This is a genomic window from Flavicella sediminum, assembly GCF_006381105.1.
GTDB classification, from domain to species: domain Bacteria; phylum Bacteroidota; class Bacteroidia; order Flavobacteriales; family Flavobacteriaceae; genus Flavicella; species Flavicella sediminum.
Genome location: NZ_VDET01000002.1, coordinates 261,616 through 281,740 on the forward strand (window position 1 = coordinate 261,616; position 20,125 = coordinate 281,740).

Here is a 20,125-nt window from a genome sequence, read left to right on the forward strand (position 1 = left end):
ATTTATTTTTATTTAGAAACAAGATCACACATCATTTTACTAAATTTTTTATCATTAAGAGAAAAAAGTAGTTCTATTTACTAAGAGGCACCGGATTTTCAACAAAGCCAGCTTGCCTGCATGCACTACTCAATTCTTTTCCAACGCCCAGTTCTTTTTCAAAATCGTTAAAATATTGGTCTAGTTTTTTAACAATTTCAGGGTATTTACTTGCTAGATTTACCACTTCTCCCATATCTGTTTTAAGATTATAAAGTAGTTTTTTAGATCCTTGCTTTCGAAACTTCCAATCCCCCGACCTAACAGCCTCCAACTGATTTGCTTTGAAATAATAAAATTGTTCGTGTATCGGAAAATTCTCTTCTTGTTTTCCTGAAAGAACTGGCCAAATATCCTTACCATCAATAATTCTATCATTCGATATTTCTGCCTTGGCCAACTTCGCAAATGTAGGCAACAAATCCATCGTTGTTAAAATTTGATCAGAAACAGTATTAGCAGGGATAGTTCCTGGCCACCAAACAACAGCAGGTTCTCTCATTCCCCCTTCAAATGTATCTCCTTTTCTACCTCTTAAAAGTCCTGTACTTCCTAAACCACTTTTCGAAGGACCGTTATCTGAAGTAAAAATCACGAAGGTATTTTTATCCAAACCATTGGCTTTTAAAGCTGCTAGAATCTCTCCTACAGAAGCATCAATTTCATGAATTGCTTGTGGATAAATCTTATCTCTCTCTTTATAATTGACATTGCAATTTTCTTTAGCCAATTTTGTTTTAATAGCAATTGAAACCCTTTTCATAAAATCAGGAGAGGCATATAAAGGTTTGTGCGGAAGAGGATGTGGAATGTACAAGAAAAAAGGTTCATCTTTATGTCTCTCTATAAAATTGACCGCTTTGTCTGTAATTCTTTGTGTTAAATAAGTTGCATCCGGATTCAACTCAACTACAGTTTCGTTTTCTAATAATGGCAAAGCAGGAAAATTAAACTTCTCATTATTGGGATGAAAAGGATGTATATCATGACTATAAGGCAATCCATAAAACTCATCAAAACCTTGTTTGGTAGGTAAAAAATTGGGCTGATCTCCCAAATGCCACTTCCCTATTATTCCTGTAGCATACCCTTTTGTTTTTAATACTTCCGCTATGGTAATTTCATTAGGATGTAAACCTTTAGAATCTGCTGCGAGTAAAACTCCTGATTTGGATCCTGTAGCCATGTTTATTCTTTTAGGATAGCATCCCGTCATAAGTGCAGCTCTTGACGGACTACAAACGGGCGCAGCAACATAAAAATTGGTGAGCTTCATTCCTTCTGCCGCCATTTTATCAATATTCGGAGTATGAACATGTTTACCACCAAAACAACCAAGATCACCATAGCCTTGATCATCGGTAAAAATGACTATAAAATTTGGCGGATTTTTTTTATTTACTAATTGAGTTTGTGCAGCACAACTCACACTTAGCAAACACAAAACTAGCTTAAACAAATTCATTTATTTAAATATTAACAATGAGAGTACCATAAATAGTAGGTTTTAAGTTTAAAACAGCAACAAACTACTTCATTTCAAAACGTAGCAAATAAGCCGATCCTTTCTTTTGAATCATAGAAATTCCCCAGCCAGGAATTTCTGCATTTGAATTTCCATTTTCTAAATGAGGACGGTACAGTCCTGGTGCTTTTGGAATTTTCTTAAGACTGTCGTGCATAATGGTATAATGCTCGCCATCTTTGGCGTAATTTATGGTTGCATTGATGGAAGCTATCGAAGCTACACCTCCTTCTTTTTGCCAAATTAAAACTTCATGACTTTTAGCTAATAAGGCGCCTTTGTGTTTTACATAAGGCCCTTTTCCTTCCTTTGCATACGCCACACTCATTTTTGTTCTTTTCGGCCCTTGTTTTCCATCAACAATAGATCTTCCTTTATAGAACAACCAAATTTTATCATCTCTAACCAACAAACTGGCATCGTCAATTCTAAAACTATCAAAATCTGAAGCCACGGGGCTAATTTCTAAAACAGGATTATTTTCTACACGCACAAAAGGTCCGTCAGGACTGTCAGCAACAGCAAGGCCAATAGCTGTTATATCCGTTGTCGAATTTCCTTCAAACTCCTTGTTTTTATTTCCTGGTGTCGGTTTTACACCAGTATAATACAAATAGTATTTTCCTTTGTAAGCTAAAATATTGGGTGTAAAAACAGAATGACTATCAAATGCTCCTTCTTTCCCTAAATCAAGTGCCATACCCTGCTCTGTCCAAGTAAAACCTTCGTCTTTTGATGTTGCATACCAAATAGTACCCCAATACCCTGATGTGATTGGGCTATCCATTCGTGTATACCACATATAATAAGTGTCATTTACTTTAATTATATCGCTGTTGTCTCTTCTATTATAAATAGAATCTTTACCAACTCCTTTAATTTCTTGATATACAAATCGAATCTGTTCGGTTTGAACACTCGCTAACTTCTTTGATTTATTCTCCTTTTTTGCACTTTGGCAAGACACTAATAAACACATAAATGCACTTATAAGGCCAATACTGATTCTTATTGTTTTCATTTTTTTTAAATTATTTTATAGCAACTATAATTTTATTATTCTTTTGATCCAAATACCTGTACCACCTCTTCGATAGACACTCCCAATAGCTTTTCTGATATTTGTGTTAATTGCTCAGGACTTCCCTCAAAATGATAAGTTGTTTGAATATGTGTTTCTTTTTCTCCCACTTTTAAATCCAATGCAGGAGAAGAAGTTTCCAATTCATAAAAAGGTCCGAGAGGTTTTTTACCCGGCTCAGGAGCTCCATCATTATAAGAATTGATCACATCACCTGCGTAAGGTTTTTCTTGAATTTCCCATTTAGAATTCACATAGCCCGTAATTTCTTTCGGCTTATTATACGTCACTAACGTAAGTGTTGTGCTTACACCGTCGTAGGAACCTAAAATATTTTTTGCTCGTTTTGGCGACAAACCAATTTTACTTCTAAAATTTCCATCCCCTTGAAAATAAATTGTATTTTCTTTAACAATTAATCGTTCAGCAGGAACTTTTCCAAAATAATCATCATTTACAGGAACTCCTAGCGTGTCATCATTTCCCGGTATATAAGGAATAACAATCGTCATTTCAGGAGAAGGATTAAACATTCCTAAAAGCCAAATAGACAACAAGCCTGTTTTTTTATTCCAATCTACTTTTCCTGAATTTGTAAGTGAATTTGTGGTTTTATAAGCCACGCAATTTATATTCTCCGAAAAATCTAGACCTAACTCACTAGAAATTTCATTTCTTGACAAAACCTTTACAGCTCTTTCAATAGAAAAATTAAATTCAAATCCTGAATAATTCACCAAAGATGCTTCTTTTGCAAACACAACGGAATTGTTCGTTTTTGCTTTGATGTTGAACGCATCTAAATCTATTAATTTAGGTGTATACCAATTTTCCAAAGTAAATTCATCCCCTTTTTTAAAAAACAAAGAATATTGTCCGCCTTCTGGGCCTAACCAAAAACGTTCTTCACCACCAAATACATTGATATGCTCTAAAGTATCTCTCGATGCAAACAGCTCTCTATTGATCCATCCATAACTTCTTCCTTTTGAACTAGAAGAACTACTGGTCATAACTCTACCTTGTAATGCGGCTGACACAGCGACTTTTGCTTTCCCTGAAGCATCAGAAAGCTGAATAACATCGATATAATTTTCTAGAAAGGTTACATCATCTGCATAACTTACATAGGCTGAATGTTCTGCAATTTCCTTTTTTTTAGTTTCTTTGGAAGCACATCCTATTAATGAAACTGAAAAAACAAATAGAAGATAGATCTGGGAATTAAATTTAAAATTTCTCAATGGATTTATTTTTTGTCGTTATTTTTAACTGTAAATGTTGCCACTTTATTTTCATCAACTGTTTTTCCGATTCTAAAAGAAATCGTTCCAAATCCATCTAAAGAAAAAGAGCTAAGTTCAACTGAACCATTTAATACCGTAAGGGTAACTTTTTTAGATTTACCATCATCTAATATTTCAACTTTTCCGTACTGATAACCGTTAGACCAGAAATAAATACCTGGTTTTGCTGTAAACTTCATAGAGTTATCAACCGCTGAATAATGAAACCCGGTTTTTGCTAAAACACTTCCCCAAGCCATCATACTCCTTGCGTAATGATTTCCAAATTCTGCTTCGTTAAACGGACTCCTTTTTTTACCATCGTAACGATCTCTAACATCCTGCATGGTTTTTAATCCAATTACATCTTGATTTTCATACAACATACTTACTGCTGCAGTGTATTCAAAACCCGTCATTACTTCTGTAAAATAAGGAAAAGGTTTGTCCGGACGTTCTCCTGGATACGCCGCCATTAATAAAGCAGACTCATCGCCTAAAGCATACGAACGCATAAAATTAGCGTGCTTAGACATATTTTCTCTATAGTTGTATTTTATAATTGCCTTATTGGTTTTCTTAATATTAGTTTCTTTAGCCAAATAGCCTAAATCTAAAATATGTGCCATTACCTGACCAACTAATTGATCTACCAAAACACCTTTACCTAATTGATAATCTGGTGTTGTTAAATCTTTAGTCCCCATACCCATCATTAAACCATCGGCAACATTTTCTTGCAGCATTGGTGGTTGTATATCTTGCTCATAATATTCGCCATTAAATAAATTAGCATCTAGCCATTTAGAACCATTTTTGTATAATTTTTCACAAGTTTTAGCAAAAGATTTTTCTCCTAAATGTTGCGCCATTTTTTCTGATGCTTTCAATGCACCTAAATACCAAAACCCCATTTGCGGATTTGGTCCAAAATATTCCACATCCATCGTATTGTGCTGAGAACCTTCCATAACACCATCTTTATTGGCATCCCATCCACCTTTAATCCAACTAAATTCTAATGCTTTTTTTACCATTGGCCAATGCTTTTTTAAGAAAGCATCATCACCAGAAAGTTGCCATTCTCTATAAAACTTCATAATACTTCCCATTTGTCCATCGGCAGCAGCTACACCATGTTTTTGTGCTGATGTATTTAACGGAAGTTCAATTCTAAAACTCATCAATCCTTCTTTAGTTGTAGCATACCCGAACTCTGTATCTCTCATGGTTTGTGCAATTTCTCCAAAAAGAAAAGGGGTGGTTTGATCGTAATTCCAAACATGCGTACAAGAACCAATACCTCGACCTACATTATCTGCAGTTCCTTCCCAACCTAAAAAATGACCTTCTTTCGTTCTAAATCCTAACTGTGTTCTTAAATGTGCCAAGTTAAAAAGTGATGCTTCTTTTGTGATTTCAGGAATATCACTTTCTAAAAATGTATTTACAAAAGCTTCTGTTGCCGCTTCTAACTCTGAAACTCTAGCAACTGTTTTCTCTGCAACATCCCAAGAATCTTTATATTTAGTAGTATAATAATTACCTACATTTACTTTCTGATTTCTCCAAGCTGGACGATTTGGAAAATGCCAAGTGATAAAAAAACGAATGTCTTTTTCTTCACCAGGTGCAAGCGTTGTTTTCACAGCAAGAGACCCTACAGGAGCGTCTGCATTAAAACTTGGTCGCTCTTCTAGCAAACCATCCTCTGTAAAATCATCCCAAAAATCTAAAGTTGTATCTCCCCATTTTTGAGGAATCCAATTGGTACGATACGAAATTTGCTCTTTGCTATTGGTTGCCAAACTAAAGGTTCCCCATTGAAAACTCTTTTTATCAACACCATTTGAAGTATAATGAATCCCTTTTAAACCGTCTTGATCTTTAAAAGTATTTATATTCTTTTTGGTTTTGCCTTTACTACCATCAAAACCTATAAAGTTCTGAACAGTTCCTGCTAATGAAATAGTAAGTGGTTTTGTAGAAATATTTTTTACTTTATAACTAAGAATCGCTGTTGGAATGCTACTGTCATCTACATTACCTGGAATTAATGGGTTAAAAGCACCTAAAGTTACCGCAACAGGTAAATCTTTATCCTTTAAAAAGACTTGCCCAAAAGGATATGCAGTTTTAAACGTAGCTTCTGCAAAACGAGGCAAACCATGATTAGTACCTATAGCACCTCTTTCTCCATCATAATAACGATCTGACATGGGGCCTTCTAAGAGAATTGCTTGTCCCTTTTTTCCTTCTTCTTGAATATTAATAACAAAAAAAGCAGCTCGGTTAGATGGTGGTCCTTGAGGTATAATTGCATTAAATCCTTTAGCTGGAGAACTCATTATTTCCCAATCTTGTATTGCACCGTTACCTTTTAAAGAAACAGTTCCGGTACCGATACCTCCAACAGGCATTGCAACACGTTTTAAATATTCTCCTGTATAGGTTTTTAAAACGGGCCATTCTTTTTGCTGTGCAAAACTAGTCGTTCCTAAAAATAAACTCAAGACTATTACCAACCATTTACTTCGAATCTTCATGCTTTAATTATATTGAATTCAACTTATTTTTTTGACTTTCTCCCCTTCTAAAAACAAAGAGTGTTTTCTTGTTATTTTTATTCAAAACTTATCTTAAACACATGAGAGCTACTACCATAACCTGGTTTTACTTGTACACCTGTAGCTAAATATAAATAGGCAGGTTTATCATCAATAAAAAGAATTTGAGCACGCTCTAGATGTCCGTCTTTTTTTCCTCTGTAAGAAACAGCGTCTTTTAAGTATTCTTCGCCCACATAATGTTGTAAATCTTCATAAGCACGCACTGTTTTTTCTGCCGGAAAAGAATAACCATCTCCAGATTTCCATAACAGACCTCCACCTCTATTTCCTAGAGCCCCTCTAAAATCTCTACTCATCATATATACCGAATCTTTCATGGTAAAAGCATAAGCGTCTTCTAATGGCATTTTTTCTTCGGTTACTCTTGTTGGGTTATGCACATAAGGTCCTTCTACATTATCTGCAACAATAACTCCATAAGAATACACATATCCTTTAGGTTCTTTTCTTACCACCGATTTGTGATATAAAAGATATTTGCCTTTGTATTTTATCAATGACGGATTAGAAACTCCTAGTCTTGCGGTATAATTCCACACCTCAGGATTTTTTGTTTGACGTAAAATAGTACCATCGGCTTCTCCTCCTTTTGCAGGCTTCCAAGGACCGTTTAAATCATCGGCAACATACATTACAATACGTTGTGTTTTTAAATCGTTGTTTTCATTCACAATAAAACAAAGCTGATACTGTCCGTCAATATTGCTAATAGTTGGGTTGTGTGGCGAATTAAACAAACCATCTTTGTCTGGCACAACCACACCTACATATGTAAAAGGTCCTTCTGGACTATCACTTACATATTGACCAATTTCACAATCTTTAAACCATCCACTAAAGTTTTTAGGTTGTGTTTTTGTAGACCATTGTGCAGCAAATAAATGTGTTTTTCCATCTTTGTCTTGCACAGGAGAAGATCCCCAAACATGCATCCCTTCATTTGATGCCGCATTGCCCACATATGTAACCTTCATTTTTTGAGCTTGTTTGCTACAGCTTATAAATAGCATTAAGACTAAGATCAATGTAATTTGTTGTAATTTCATCTTATTTATTTTTGATTGTTCTTATTTGTATATTTACGTTGGCATCACCTAGCCGATTTCAATAGGAAACCTTGCAGGAGTTGAAATTTGTTTTAAACCCTAAAACTACTTATTCTTTAAATGTGATGCGGGGTAATTTTGACTAGAAATAGGGTCTGTTTTGTATATTCTACAAGGTTTCTTTTTATTTATATACAAACCAAGCGGTTGCTTTACAATTATTACTCGATTTTACTTGTACCCAGTGTGCACTAAATTCTTGTGGAAATTTATAGCTTAGTTTTTGTCCTGCTTTTATATCGAATATTTTAAACAAAACAGGTTGGTCTGAATAATGATTTATATGGATAAATAGCTCAAATTGTGTATCCACATCCGATTCTAAAACAACTGATTTTTGGTCATAACCTGTCATCAAATACATATCTGATAATTGGTTTGCTTTTACTTGGGTATTTTTCCAAGGCCCACCTTCTCCAACAGGTTTTCCAAAACTCCATAAATCATCAATACCACCAAACCAAAGTGCAACGTTACCATCATCAGATTTATACACATGTTCTGATGCTTCTGCATCTAATTTAACGCCACTTAAAACCAATAAACCATTCCAAGTATTAAATTCTGTAATTTGTTTGTTATGTGTTGCAACAGGACGCATCATTTTATACAAAGGTTCTTTACCTACTTTATAAAGCGGTAATTCATAAAATGTACCCGAAATATTAGCCAACTCTCTTTCTGATTCAACTTCTCTAGTTACACGAGATGTTTTTGCCGAAAATTGATTTGAATACTTAGCATGCCCTTTTGGTAATCTTACTTGATAATTTTCAGCATGTAAAATAACAGATGCCTCATCTTCTGACCAAATCTCTTTATCATTTTCTTTTGCTGCTGATGTAGCTGCTGATTTTTTATTAAAAAAATCAACCTCTTCTCCAACTTTTTTATTTTTTAAGGCACTTGTAGCTGTACTATCTTTTATCCCTTTTACAAATTTAAAATCATACTTTAAAAACTCATAAGAGTTGGTGTTTTTAAAATTGTTATTTTCTATGCCTCCTGCATACACACTTAAATTATAATTGATTTTATTACTATACAATTTTGTGTGAGATACTTTGCTGTTTTCATCTATGTCTGCAAGACTTTTAAACAACTCTTTTCCATCCGTACTATTTTTAAGTTTATGACCTGTAAAATGAAAAGCAGCCGTTAATCTACTAGTTTTATTAGCAACCAATCGTACCCATTCTGCTTTTACATCTTCTTTAAAAATATAATATTGATACCCTTCTTTTCCTAATGCTATTGTTTGCAATTCTTTCCAGCTTCCGGTTCCTGTTTCATCAACCTGAATAGTAATGTTAACGGGTGTTTTTTTAAGATTGTTTAGATGTAGAATTCTATTGTCAAACCCTGCTGTTAAAAAAGGAAGTGATGGTTTTAGAGCTACTACTTCATCATTGATCCAAATAGCACCATAAGCAGATTTAGGTCCCCAATTACCAAGTTCTTCACGTTCGCCAATCCAAAGATTAGATTGTGGCTGACCTGCATAAGGATTTCCTTGTATACTTGTTTCATCAGTAGCTAAAACAACTTTATTATTCCAACTTAAAAAATCAGGAATATATCTTAAATGTGAACCTATTGGTTTAATTCCTGCTGAATTTGAATGAGAGAATGTTGAAGGAAAATCGTAAAACATACCATGCATGTCCATCATCATTTTACCATCACCAATTTCTCTAATTCTTGGCCATTCTGTAAACCAGCCGTGAGAAGGATCATTGTTATAGGTTGCTTTTGGTAATAAAAAGGTTTTCCATTCACCATTTTCTAACACCTTTAATCTTACCGATTTTTTATCCCAACCCATTGCCCATAAGGGAGATTGGTCGTTTGGCACTGCGTTAATTCCGTTTTTAGTGGTAACATCTGTAAACTGTCTTCTTTCTATCACTTTAAAATTTTCACCATTAAACTCCGCTAGAATTCCATTGTCCTCTTTGTTGTTTTGGTTTTCTAGAACTACTTTCCAGTCTTTATTACTTTCGTGTTTGTGCTCTCCGTTATTGGCTAGTATTAGTTTGTTTTGACTGGTATAAGCACCTTTACCGTGCCAACCAGGTAAAGGATTGTGATACAATTTTTTTACTTTTAAGGTATGTACATTTACCTCATATAGCATTCCTTCCATATCGTAATAGTATACTTTGTTTTCAGGGTCTTTTAAATGTCTTGCAATAGCTGTTAAACGACCTTTCATGTCTTTAATAGGAATTACTCTTACTTGCCCAGAACTATTAATAACATAAGGACCAATCAATAATTGATTGGATTCTTGATGAATCATTCTAGCAGCAGGTGTACCGCCAATACTTCCTTGAAACACTTTTAGGTTCTTGTTTTTATCAATAATATACAGTTTGTGTTCGCTTCCTTTAGGTTCATGTGCTGCATAATTAATCATATACAACTTTTCATTCCAAACAGCTAAGGCTCCAATTCCACATTCATTCCCAAAATTATAGGTTCCGTTTTCTTTTGCGTGTGCATACGTTGTTAAATGTGGATAAATACCGCTTATGTTTCTTGTTCCAGAAACGGAAGTTATTTCCCCTTTAGTAGTTTTTACTATAGTTGTTTGTATATTAATATTTTTTTCTTGAGAAGGTTTACAGCTTAAACACGATAGGATTAGTGATAGTAAGCTGGTTTTTAGTAAACTGGTTTTCATTTGTGTTAGTTTGTTTTAAGAGGTTGAGTGAGTTGATAGTTACTATCATACAAATCCACTTGTTCTCTTCTGTAACGAGCCCCTTCTAGGTATAAAATTTGTGGAGTAGAAACATCCCAATCGCCTAATTCTTTAAGCATTGATGCAACCAAATCCCAATGTTTGTTAGCAACATTGTTTTGTTCAGATGGATCTTTATCTAAATTAAATAACATGGGTAAACGATCTGGCAATCTGATTAATTTCCAATCTCCCTTTCTAATTCCTCCACTTATGGTAAATCTCCACATCATGGTTTTATGTGGTTTTCCTTCTTTCTGATTTAATAAATAAGGCATAATGTCTACACCATCTAATTTGTCTTTTGCATTTGTTGTACCGCCTGCTAAGGTTACAAAGGTGGGGGTTAAATCTAAAGAGGTAATGGGGTGATTATAAATTCCTTTTTTTAGTAATTTAGGATATGAAACAATAAAAGGAACTCGAATTCCACCTTCTAACAAAATTCCTTTTTGACCATTAAGCGGTGCGTTTATAGAACTATTATGGTCACATGGTCCACCATTATCGCTTAAAAATACAATAATAGTGTTTTTATATACTTTTTGTTTTTTTAATTCTTTTATAATTCTTCCAACATTTACATCTAAGCGATGTACCATGGCAGCATATGTACGTCTTTTTTTGTTTTTAATATTTGAATACAATTCTAAATCAGCTTTTGTTGCTTGCATAGGAGCATGAGGAGCATTAAAAGAGGCATATAAAAAGAACGGATCTTTTTTATGTCGTTTTATAAAATTAACGCATTCATCTCCTTTGTCATCTGTTAAATAGGTAATCTCTTGTGGTGTTTTGTAATTACTTTCAATCTTGTTTTTATAGGTACTTCCATCAGATTTGTAGGCAAAATAGTTGTGTCCACCACCTCGGTAGCCCCAAAATTCATGAAATCCTCTTTTGGTAGGATGAAAATGATCTGCTTCTCCCAAATGCCATTTACCAATCAACCCATTGGTATATCCTAAAGAAGCCAATCGATCTGCCATTGTTTTTTCACTTAAAGGAACACCAACATAGTTTTCATCAAACTGAGGTAAATTTACAATAGGATTGTTATCAAAACCAAAATTCACTTGGTTTCTCCCGGTCATTAAACCCGCTCTTGAAGGTCCACAAACGGGCGCAGAAACATAGCCTTGATTGAATTGAACTCCAGTTTTTGCCAAAGCATCAATATTAGGCGTTTTTATTTGTGTACTTCCAGTAAACCCTACGTCCCCATAACCTAAATCATCCGCTAGTATGATGACAAAATTTGGCTTTTGAGCAGTGTTCTGAGAATAAACCATTGCTTGTGCTACAAATAGCGTTATGCTGATATATAATAATTTAATTTTCATTCGTTTTTTATTTTTTTGAAGTATGGATATCACTTTTTATTTTTACGCCCCAACCTCTAGCATCTAGTGGTAAAACATTGTTCTCTTTTGCCCAAACATTCCATTTTTGTTCGAGTTCTAAAGCAATTTTAGGATGTTTATCTATTAAGTTATTTTCTTCTGCTCTATCTACAGATAAATTATACAATTCCCATTTCCCTTCATAAGGAGCTTTTAACGATTTTGTAGAAACCAATTTCCACTCGCCGTCAATAACTGCTCTGTCTGCTTCGTGCTCAAAAAATAAAGGACCACTTTTAGAAACGGAACCTTTAAAAGCAGGAACTAAACTTTTACCTTGATATGGTTTTATATTATTTCCATTAAGAGATTTTGGATAACTCGCTCCTGCAAGCTCCATTAAAGTTGGCATAAAATCGATGACATGTCCTTGCTGATTTGTAATAGAACCTTGTTTAATTTTCTTAGGCCAGTGCACTATTAATGGCGTACTGATTCCGCCTTCATGGTTAGAACTTTTATACAAGCGGAAAGGAGTATTGCTCATATTAGCCCAATTTTTTCTATAACTTTGGTTAAAATTTTTGTCACCAAGAGTTGCCATACTTTCCACATCAAAATTCTTTCCTTGCGATTCTTTATTTCCACCATTATCAGATAAGAAAACGATAATGGTATTGTCTAATTCATTTTTCTCTTTTAGTAATTTTATAATGCGCCCAATTCCTTGATCCATTCGGTCTATTTGTGCAGCGTAAACTTCCATTCGCATTTCCCACATGGCTTTTTCCTTTTCTGATAAGCTGTTCCATGCCGGAATATCTTCTGGTCGTTGACTCAATGCCCAATTATTAGACAAACCACTTTCGGTCATTTTTTTAAAACGCTGCTCTCTAAAATAATCCCATCCTTTACTAAATTTTCCTTTGTATTTTTTAATATCATCTTCTAAGGCATACAAAGGTCTGTGTGGTGCATAATGTGCTACATAAAAAAAGAAAGGAGTATCCTTTTTTGTTTCAAAATGATCTTCTAACATTTCTATTGTAGAATTATTAATTGCCTCCGTTAAGTAAAAATCTTTTGAAGGCGTCAGTCTTTCATTATTTTTAGTTAAAGTTGTTGGTAAATAATACCCTCCACCGCCAGAAAGAACTCCGTAATATTCATCAAACCCTCTTTGAATAGGCCAATTAGAATTATCTAGACCTGGCTCCATATTTTTATTATAAGTTACATGCCATTTTCCTGTCATGTAATTTTTATAGCCTGCTGTTTTTAACGTCTGAGCAAGTGTTACACTATTTTTACTGATGGTCCCTCGATATCCTGGCAGACCAAAATCTGACGCAGTCATCCAACCTAAACCTGCATTATGCGCATATAAACCGGTTAATAAAGAAGCCCTAGTTGGGCAACATCTTCCTGCATTATAAAATTGATTAAAAACCATTCCGCCAGAGGCTAATTGATCAATATTTGGGGTTTCTATCCCTGAGCCCATAAAACCAAGATCTGAAAAGCCCATATCATCGGCCATGATTAAAATGATATTTGGTTTTTCTTCTTTAACTTTACGTTCTTGCTTCACTGTATTGCAAGAAATCATACATAAAAGAAATGAAAAACTTAGATAATTGATACTTCTAATGAGTCGTTTTTTCAAAATATAATTTTATTGATTTTTAAATTGATTATGAGCAGATTTTTTTTAATATCAATGACCATAAATTGTTTTTACATCCTGCCACTAAATTAAAAAACAAATTTATTTTGCATTGAATCCTTTTGTTTCAAATAAGGATTCATTTTGGTTATTTCATACAGTCTAAATCACTTAAAAATTGTTATTTTCTCAAGCAAAAAATTTTGACGAAACCTATGTTGTTTTTAGTAATATCTATACAAACTCTTTCCCTAATTTTCTAAAACCGTTATGGACAATGGAGCAAGTGTTAATTCTATATAATTATCATTGATAGAAACCGACTCTGATGTAATAATTTTTATGGTTTTACTTTCTGCCGATTCCCCTTTATATTCCAATCGATTTAACGCCTTTATATCACCTGGTAAAGCACTCAACTTTAAGACTACTTTTTGAGCTTCATCATTTTTATTCATTAAAAAAACAGCAAGCTTATCTCCATTATTACTGCTACTCGCAAAGGTTCTAATGTAGCCAGAAAATTGTGTGGTTGCTACCATATTGTCTAGAACATGTTCATTTACAAGCTTAATTACCTCTGCAATGGGTTTACGAGAATTATCATCAACTCTAAAAAGCACACCTAAATCATTTTTATCATTGTCTTTATTGCCTCCCCATGGAGAATGTGTTCCCCAAAAATAAGAATACGCCACATTTGGTAGACTAACTTGATTCATCAAAACATCAAAATACCATAAAGCCTTATGCATATTATTTACAGAACCCATTCCTTTATCTGGGGTTACACCCGTTTCGGTAATTACAATTTCCATATTAGGTTTTACCGAATTAGCCACCGCTTTCTGCATTTTTAAAATATTAGGAATATAATGATCTGCATGCTCTTTCCAAATAGTATAACTAGTAAGCGAATCTTTATAACTCCACATATATTGATGCGCAGAAGCAAAATCGATCAATTTAGGATATTTTGCAACCACCTGATTAAAATAACCTACACTACTAAGAGTTCCAGGACCAATTTTAATACTAGCATCTACCGCTTTCATTGCGGATGCAATTTCCTGATAACAGGCTACATATTCATCTCTAGTTAAAACATCTGGATGATGATCTACTTCGTTACCAATTTGCCAATATTCTACATGGTAATTTTTCTTCTTTGCATATTTTACCCAGGCTACAGCACTTTCTACAAGTTGTTTAAAAGTAGGACCACCTTTGTATTTAAAAGAAAAAACATTTACAACAACCAATGGTTTAATATTTAACTTTTTACACAGTTGCATATACTCATCAAAATCCATGGCAGCTTTAAAACTACCATCCTTATTTACAGCCCAATCCCATATTCCTGGAGCTTGTAACATCGTTGCTACTTTTGGTCTTAAACCTTGTGCAGTATCATTAAAAGGTGGCGTATGCCATAAATAATTATCGGCCAAATGTCCGTAAGGAAAACGCAAAGACCCAGATCCCATTTCTTTGATGGCATCTACCATAGACTGCGTATTATTGGGTTGTTTTAAATCAGAATCTGTTAACCAACATAAGTTTGCTGATGCAATACCTTTGTTTATATTTTTCTTAATTGTCTTCTTAAAATTAACAGATACGGTATCTTGTACTTGTGCATTTAATCCTAGAAATGCGAATAAAATAAAAATTTGCAGTGCCTTTTTCATTCTTTTTATGTGTTTCTATTTTTATCCTTTCCTAAATTATTTTATCTAAAAAAACATTCATTTTTAGGGGTGCTAATTCAAAAAGTTTTTAAAAACATAAAACTACTTCTTCCTTACACATCAAATGGGGTCATTTTGACAATAAAAATGGGTGATTTTGTCTATCTTTTATAAAAAACAGACAAAATAACCCAAACCTACTACATCTAAAAAGTACTTTAAAATGCTATGATATAGTAAAATTCATTATTTAAAATAATCTAAATCCCACGAATCAATCCAATTAATAGTCATTTTGTTATTTGTAAAATCAATTGGTAACCATATATATAAATTATCATAAGGATGCTTTGGTTTATTAATGTCGAAAAAAGCAATAAAGGCATCCTTTTTTCCTTGAAACGGTATGATAAAAGTAGACTGGCCTCCAAACGTTTTTTCTGGACCTAAATTATTATTGGGATTTGTGCCTAAACATGGATTTCCTTTATACTCCCAAGGCCCATAAAGAGATGTACTTGTAAAGCACCTTGCAGGGTTTGCTGACCAACCAGTACTTCCTGATGCTAACATATAATAGATACCCTCTTTTTTAAATACGGCAGGAGCTTCAGTATGCTTGGTAATACCTTTAGCTAATTGGTACACTCCTTCTGGTAATAAGTAATCGTCTCTCATTTTACCTATTACTAACTTTTTATCTGGTTTTCTAACAGTTATATGGTATAATTCATCATTTGTATCGTGAAACATTGCAAAATCACCTGTTCCATTAGGCGAGTTCCCTCCTAGAAATTTATGACTATAATTAAAAGGACCTGATGGACTTTGAGAAACTGCAACTCCTACAAAAGCGGTTTTAGAACCATGTTTTCGGATATAGAGTTTAAAAAACAAAACAAATTTTTTCGTTTTTTTATTATACACTACCTTAGGACGGTCTTGGTTGGCATCAAAAGCTAAATCGCTTAAACTATCTTTTTTAGTTAAGCTCAATACCATACCTTGATCGTGCCAATCTACTAAGTTTTTAGAAGCGTAACAATGAACACCTGCATCGGCATGCTCTTTTTCAGAGCGTCCTTTTTCTTTATGTTCTCCATACCAGTAATAAATTCCATCATGAAATATAACACAACCTCCATGGGCATTTATCCTTTCTCCTTTGCTATCAAACCATAACTTACCTGATACTATTTTTTGATTATTTTTGTTTTGAGCAGCAATTTGCATCATGGATACACTGACCAAAAACATGACCAATACTTTAAATTTCATAGGATTCTTTTTTTTCAATTCTAATTAATAGATTATCTGTGTGCATTGTTAACTTATAGTATCATTATTTGGATATTTAAAATCCATTTAATCATTTATCAAAAACAGCTACTTTCCAACGATTTAACCATGATACAGCCATATTTCCTTCAGGAAAATCAATAGGCAACCAAATATACCTTCCTGTGATTGGTTTCTTGGGTTTCCAAATATCAAACATCGCGATGTAAGCATCTTTCTTTCCGTGAACAGGAATTATATACGATGCTTGTCCTCCAAACGTTTTTTCTATACCTAGACCATCTAAAGGATTAAATCCATAACAAGGATTTCCATGAAAAGTCCATGTTCCTAAAATATTTTTGGTAGTATGATAACGAGCAGGATTAGGATTCCAACCTTTTGAGCCCGACCCTAACATGTGATATATTCCGTTTCTTTTGATAATTGCAGGTGCCTCTGTATGTAGTTTTACACCTTTACAAACTTGATAATCTCCTTCTGGGAAATAGTAATCAGCATCCATTTTCCCGATTACAAATGCCTTGTCTGGTTTACGCACTGCTAAATGATACAACATATTGTCATCATCTTTAAACATAGAAAAATCTCCAGAACCTTTAGGCGATCCACCTCCTCGAAACTTATGATGATAAACAAATGGACCTGATGGTTTATTAGCAACCGCTACACCAACATAATTACTATCATAGCCAACACCTTTTAAATACAATTTAAAGTACGCCACAAACTCTTTGTTTTTAGCGCTGTAAACCACTTTAGGTCTTTCTAAAATACATCCATAAGCAAGATCGTGTTTTTCATCTTTATAATCTACACTTAAAACAAGCCCTTCATCTTTCCAGTTTGTTAAGTCTGTAGAAGAATAACAATGGATGCCTCCATCGGCAAATTGAGCTTCTGATTTTCCTTCTAATTTATGCTCTCCGTACCAATAGTAAACACCTTCGTGAAAAATAACGCCACCTCCATGAGCATTGATATTTTTTCCGTTGGTATCTAACCATTGTTGTGCAGGTTTTATTTCTGTTTGATTTTGCTGTGCGATTAAAGATTGACCACCAAACATCATCAACAAGAAACTACCTAAAATTGATTTAATTAAATTCATACTACTTCAAGTTTTTATTCACTTTTAATCTCTTGCGTCCACTCACTAGCAAATCCCCATTGTTTGATAACTCTCATTTTAAAATAAATTGGAGTGCCTTTTTTAATATTAGGAATATTCAAAACACCTTGTACTTTGGTTGTTAATTTTCTATCATAAGTATTAGAACTCGTGCCATAAACTACTTCATACAAATAATCGTCTGGAGAGACCGTAAAAGCTATAAAAACACCATTCTCAGTATGTTTTGTATTCCAAATAATTGGCGGTAATTCATCTTCATCTTTGGTAAGTTCTTTTGTTTTAGAAGGAATACTCTCTCCTTTATTGTTGACTGCTATCAGTTGATAATTCCAAACATGACCTTGTTTTATTTTTTTATCCTCAATATCAATAAAATTATTAGTTGTTTTTTTTGTATTGAAAAACAAACCGTCTTTTTCATATCGAATATAAAACGCCTCTGCATCTTTATTTTTATCATAAAAAACACGAATACCACTGTTTGCTGTATTGGCAAATGTAATAACAGGCTGTTTCGGAACCTGAAACTTAATAAGGTCTGTATGAACTTTATAACCTTGTGGATCTAAGAAACTAACTTCTAGCATACTTAAATTCTCTTTAGCATTCCATTTTAAGAAAATATCAAATGCGTTATCTCCAGGGAATATGGTTTTAACCACTTGTGCATTTGTTTCAACAGCCTTAAAATCAGAATTAAATAGCGTGTACTGTACTTTATAATCTCTCAATACATTTGCAGGAATGTCTAGTTTTGTTCTTGGCTGAATAGTCACTTTTGCCTTTCCTTCTACTGTATTTAAATTAGATACAGTCAAATTTCTTATAGGGCTAAATTCTTTTTGAATACTATAAAAACCCTTTTTCTTATCTCTAAAAGAAGTAACAATTCCCCAGGCTCTATTTTGTGAAGGAGGTGTTTTCCATCCATCTTTGCCATGATATGTACTTCTGTAATCGTTAAAAGCCCATAAAGAAGCACCTAAAACATATTCTTTATTTCGTAGCTCATTCATCATTTTTTCGGCAGGAATATCACCAAAACTCGGATCTTCAGAATTTAGTTCTTTACCAAACTCAGACATAAAAATGGGTTTCTTATGATTTTTCCAAGTACCATCCACTTTTTTACCCCAATTCTGATATCCATTTAGCATGGCTAAATCGGCATACATGGTCGCTTCCTTTGCTGAATTATTTGCCGAATTAGACACACAAACTGCAATTCTATTTGGGTCTAATTTCTCTGCCATTTCTATAGCCCCTTTTACGTACGCATTTACTTTTGGGTTTTTAGAGGCCATACCCAATTCATTACCTACACTCCACCCTACAATTGCTGGGTGATTATAATTATTTTCGATGATTCGTTGCAACCATTCTTTTGGTTTTGGGTGTGCTGGATCTACTAAAACATCTTTCCCCCAAAGCCCTACTTCTTCAAAAATTAAAATTCCTTTTTCATCTAAATAATCGATGTATTCTTTTGGTAAATTCACATGACTTAATCGTGCCATATTTGCACCCAAACTTTTCATTAAATCTACATCTTCTTTTATACGTTCTAAAGGCAATGTATTTCCTGTAAATCGATCTTCAGGCACTACATTAAATCCAACTGGACGAATACTTTCTCCATTTAATAATAATTTTAAACCGTCTATTTCTAATTTTCGAATACCAAACCGATCAGAATTTGTATGTAAAATTTCTTTATTTTCTGATAAGGTAACCGTAGATTCGTATAAATTAGGAAAGTCAAAATGCCATAAATTTACTTTAGATTTTGGTAAGGTATATGACCAGTTTACAATATGTCTATCTGTGTTCGCAGAAATTGTCGTTTTTACTTTCCCTTTTGCGACAACCTTTCCTTTATGTTTTATTTCGATATTAAATAGCACCTTTTTTGCTACCTTAGTATTATTACTACTTACTATTTTAACGTTTAACGCGGCATTGCCTTTTTTCAAGTTAGGAACAGCATCTATATGTTGAAATTCAATACGCGTTTTTGGCGTTATTTCTAACCAAACAGGTCTTCTAATTCCTCCCCAATTCCACATAGCTCCAGTTTTAAAAACGTTATTAACCAATAAGGTTAATCTGTTTTCGGTGCCAGGTTTTAGATACTGCGTAATATCAAAATGAAAAGGTAAAAAGCCTAAATCATTTTCACCAACTAAATGCCCATTTACCCAAACTTTAGCATCGTTATAAACAGATTGAAAAACTAAACGAACTGCTTCTTTATCTAAATATTCATCAACAGTAAAAGTTCTTGTATACCAAGCATCTCCCACATATTCGGCATACTCATTTACCAAATCCCAATTTCCAGGAACCGTCATGGTATCCCAAGAAGCCGTGTTCAAATCTTTTGCAAACCATTTGAAAGATTCTCCTTGTGCATAAGGATCTGTTTTAAAATCCCATTTTCCGTTTAATGATAGTTTTTGATTGCTTTGTGCATAACTAAAGTTGATAACAATAAAACATAAGAACCATTTAAGGATATGGATTCTAAAAATCATTAAATTATTTTTCATTTTTATTTTTTTGTTGAGACACAGCACGT

General features: G+C 33.7%; 12 protein-coding genes. All 12 read right to left on the minus strand.

Annotated elements, in window-relative coordinates; all coding sequences use genetic code 11:
* Positions 1–73: 73 nt before the first annotated feature.
* The gene (locus tag FGM02_RS02040) at positions 74–1,504 is read right to left on the minus strand and encodes a sulfatase family protein (RefSeq protein WP_139956440.1); all 1,431 of its coding nucleotides are present in this window, start codon (positions 1,502–1,504) and stop codon (positions 74–76) included.
* A 64-nt stretch (positions 1,505–1,568) separates the two neighbouring features.
* Entirely contained in the window at positions 1,569–2,585 is a 1,017-nt protein-coding gene (locus FGM02_RS02045; protein ID WP_139956442.1) for a family 43 glycosylhydrolase, read from the minus strand.
* A gap of 35 nt (positions 2,586–2,620) precedes the next feature.
* Complete coding sequence (locus FGM02_RS02050) at positions 2,621–3,889, minus strand: DUF6786 family protein (RefSeq protein ID WP_139956444.1); 1,269 nt, start codon at positions 3,887–3,889, stop codon at positions 2,621–2,623.
* Positions 3,890–3,894: 5 nt separating this feature from the next.
* On the minus strand, positions 3,895–6,477 hold the full coding sequence (locus FGM02_RS02055; protein WP_139956446.1) for a GH116 family glycosyl-hydrolase: 2,583 nt from the start codon (positions 6,475–6,477) through the stop codon (positions 3,895–3,897).
* Positions 6,478–6,554: 77 nt separating this feature from the next.
* Positions 6,555–7,607, minus strand: a complete 1,053-nt coding sequence (locus FGM02_RS02060; RefSeq protein ID WP_139956448.1) for a glycoside hydrolase family protein — start codon at positions 7,605–7,607, stop codon at positions 6,555–6,557.
* 184 nt (positions 7,608–7,791) lie between these two features.
* Entirely contained in the window at positions 7,792–10,353 is a 2,562-nt protein-coding gene (locus FGM02_RS02065; protein ID WP_139956450.1) for a hypothetical protein, read from the minus strand.
* A 5-nt stretch (positions 10,354–10,358) separates the two neighbouring features.
* On the minus strand, positions 10,359–11,756 hold the full coding sequence (locus FGM02_RS02070) for a sulfatase-like hydrolase/transferase (RefSeq protein WP_139956452.1): 1,398 nt from the start codon (positions 11,754–11,756) through the stop codon (positions 10,359–10,361).
* 7 nt (positions 11,757–11,763) lie between these two features.
* Complete coding sequence (locus tag FGM02_RS02075) at positions 11,764–13,422, minus strand: arylsulfatase (protein WP_139956454.1); 1,659 nt, start codon at positions 13,420–13,422, stop codon at positions 11,764–11,766.
* A 251-nt stretch (positions 13,423–13,673) separates the two neighbouring features.
* Positions 13,674–15,113 (minus strand): GH39 family glycosyl hydrolase, encoded by a 1,440-nt coding sequence (locus FGM02_RS02080; RefSeq protein ID WP_139956456.1) that lies wholly within the window; start codon positions 15,111–15,113, stop codon positions 13,674–13,676.
* Positions 15,114–15,359: 246 nt separating this feature from the next.
* Complete coding sequence (locus FGM02_RS02085) at positions 15,360–16,391, minus strand: family 43 glycosylhydrolase (protein ID WP_139956458.1); 1,032 nt, start codon at positions 16,389–16,391, stop codon at positions 15,360–15,362.
* 91 nt (positions 16,392–16,482) lie between these two features.
* Positions 16,483–17,523 carry a family 43 glycosylhydrolase gene (locus tag FGM02_RS02090; RefSeq protein WP_139956460.1) on the minus strand — a complete coding sequence of 347 codons (1,041 nt, stop codon included), beginning with the start codon at positions 17,521–17,523 and terminating at the stop codon, positions 16,483–16,485.
* Between the two features lie 14 nt (positions 17,524–17,537).
* Positions 17,538–20,096, minus strand: a complete 2,559-nt coding sequence (locus FGM02_RS02095) for a glycoside hydrolase family 2 protein (RefSeq protein WP_139956462.1) — start codon at positions 20,094–20,096, stop codon at positions 17,538–17,540.
* Positions 20,097–20,125 lie beyond the last annotated feature (29 nt).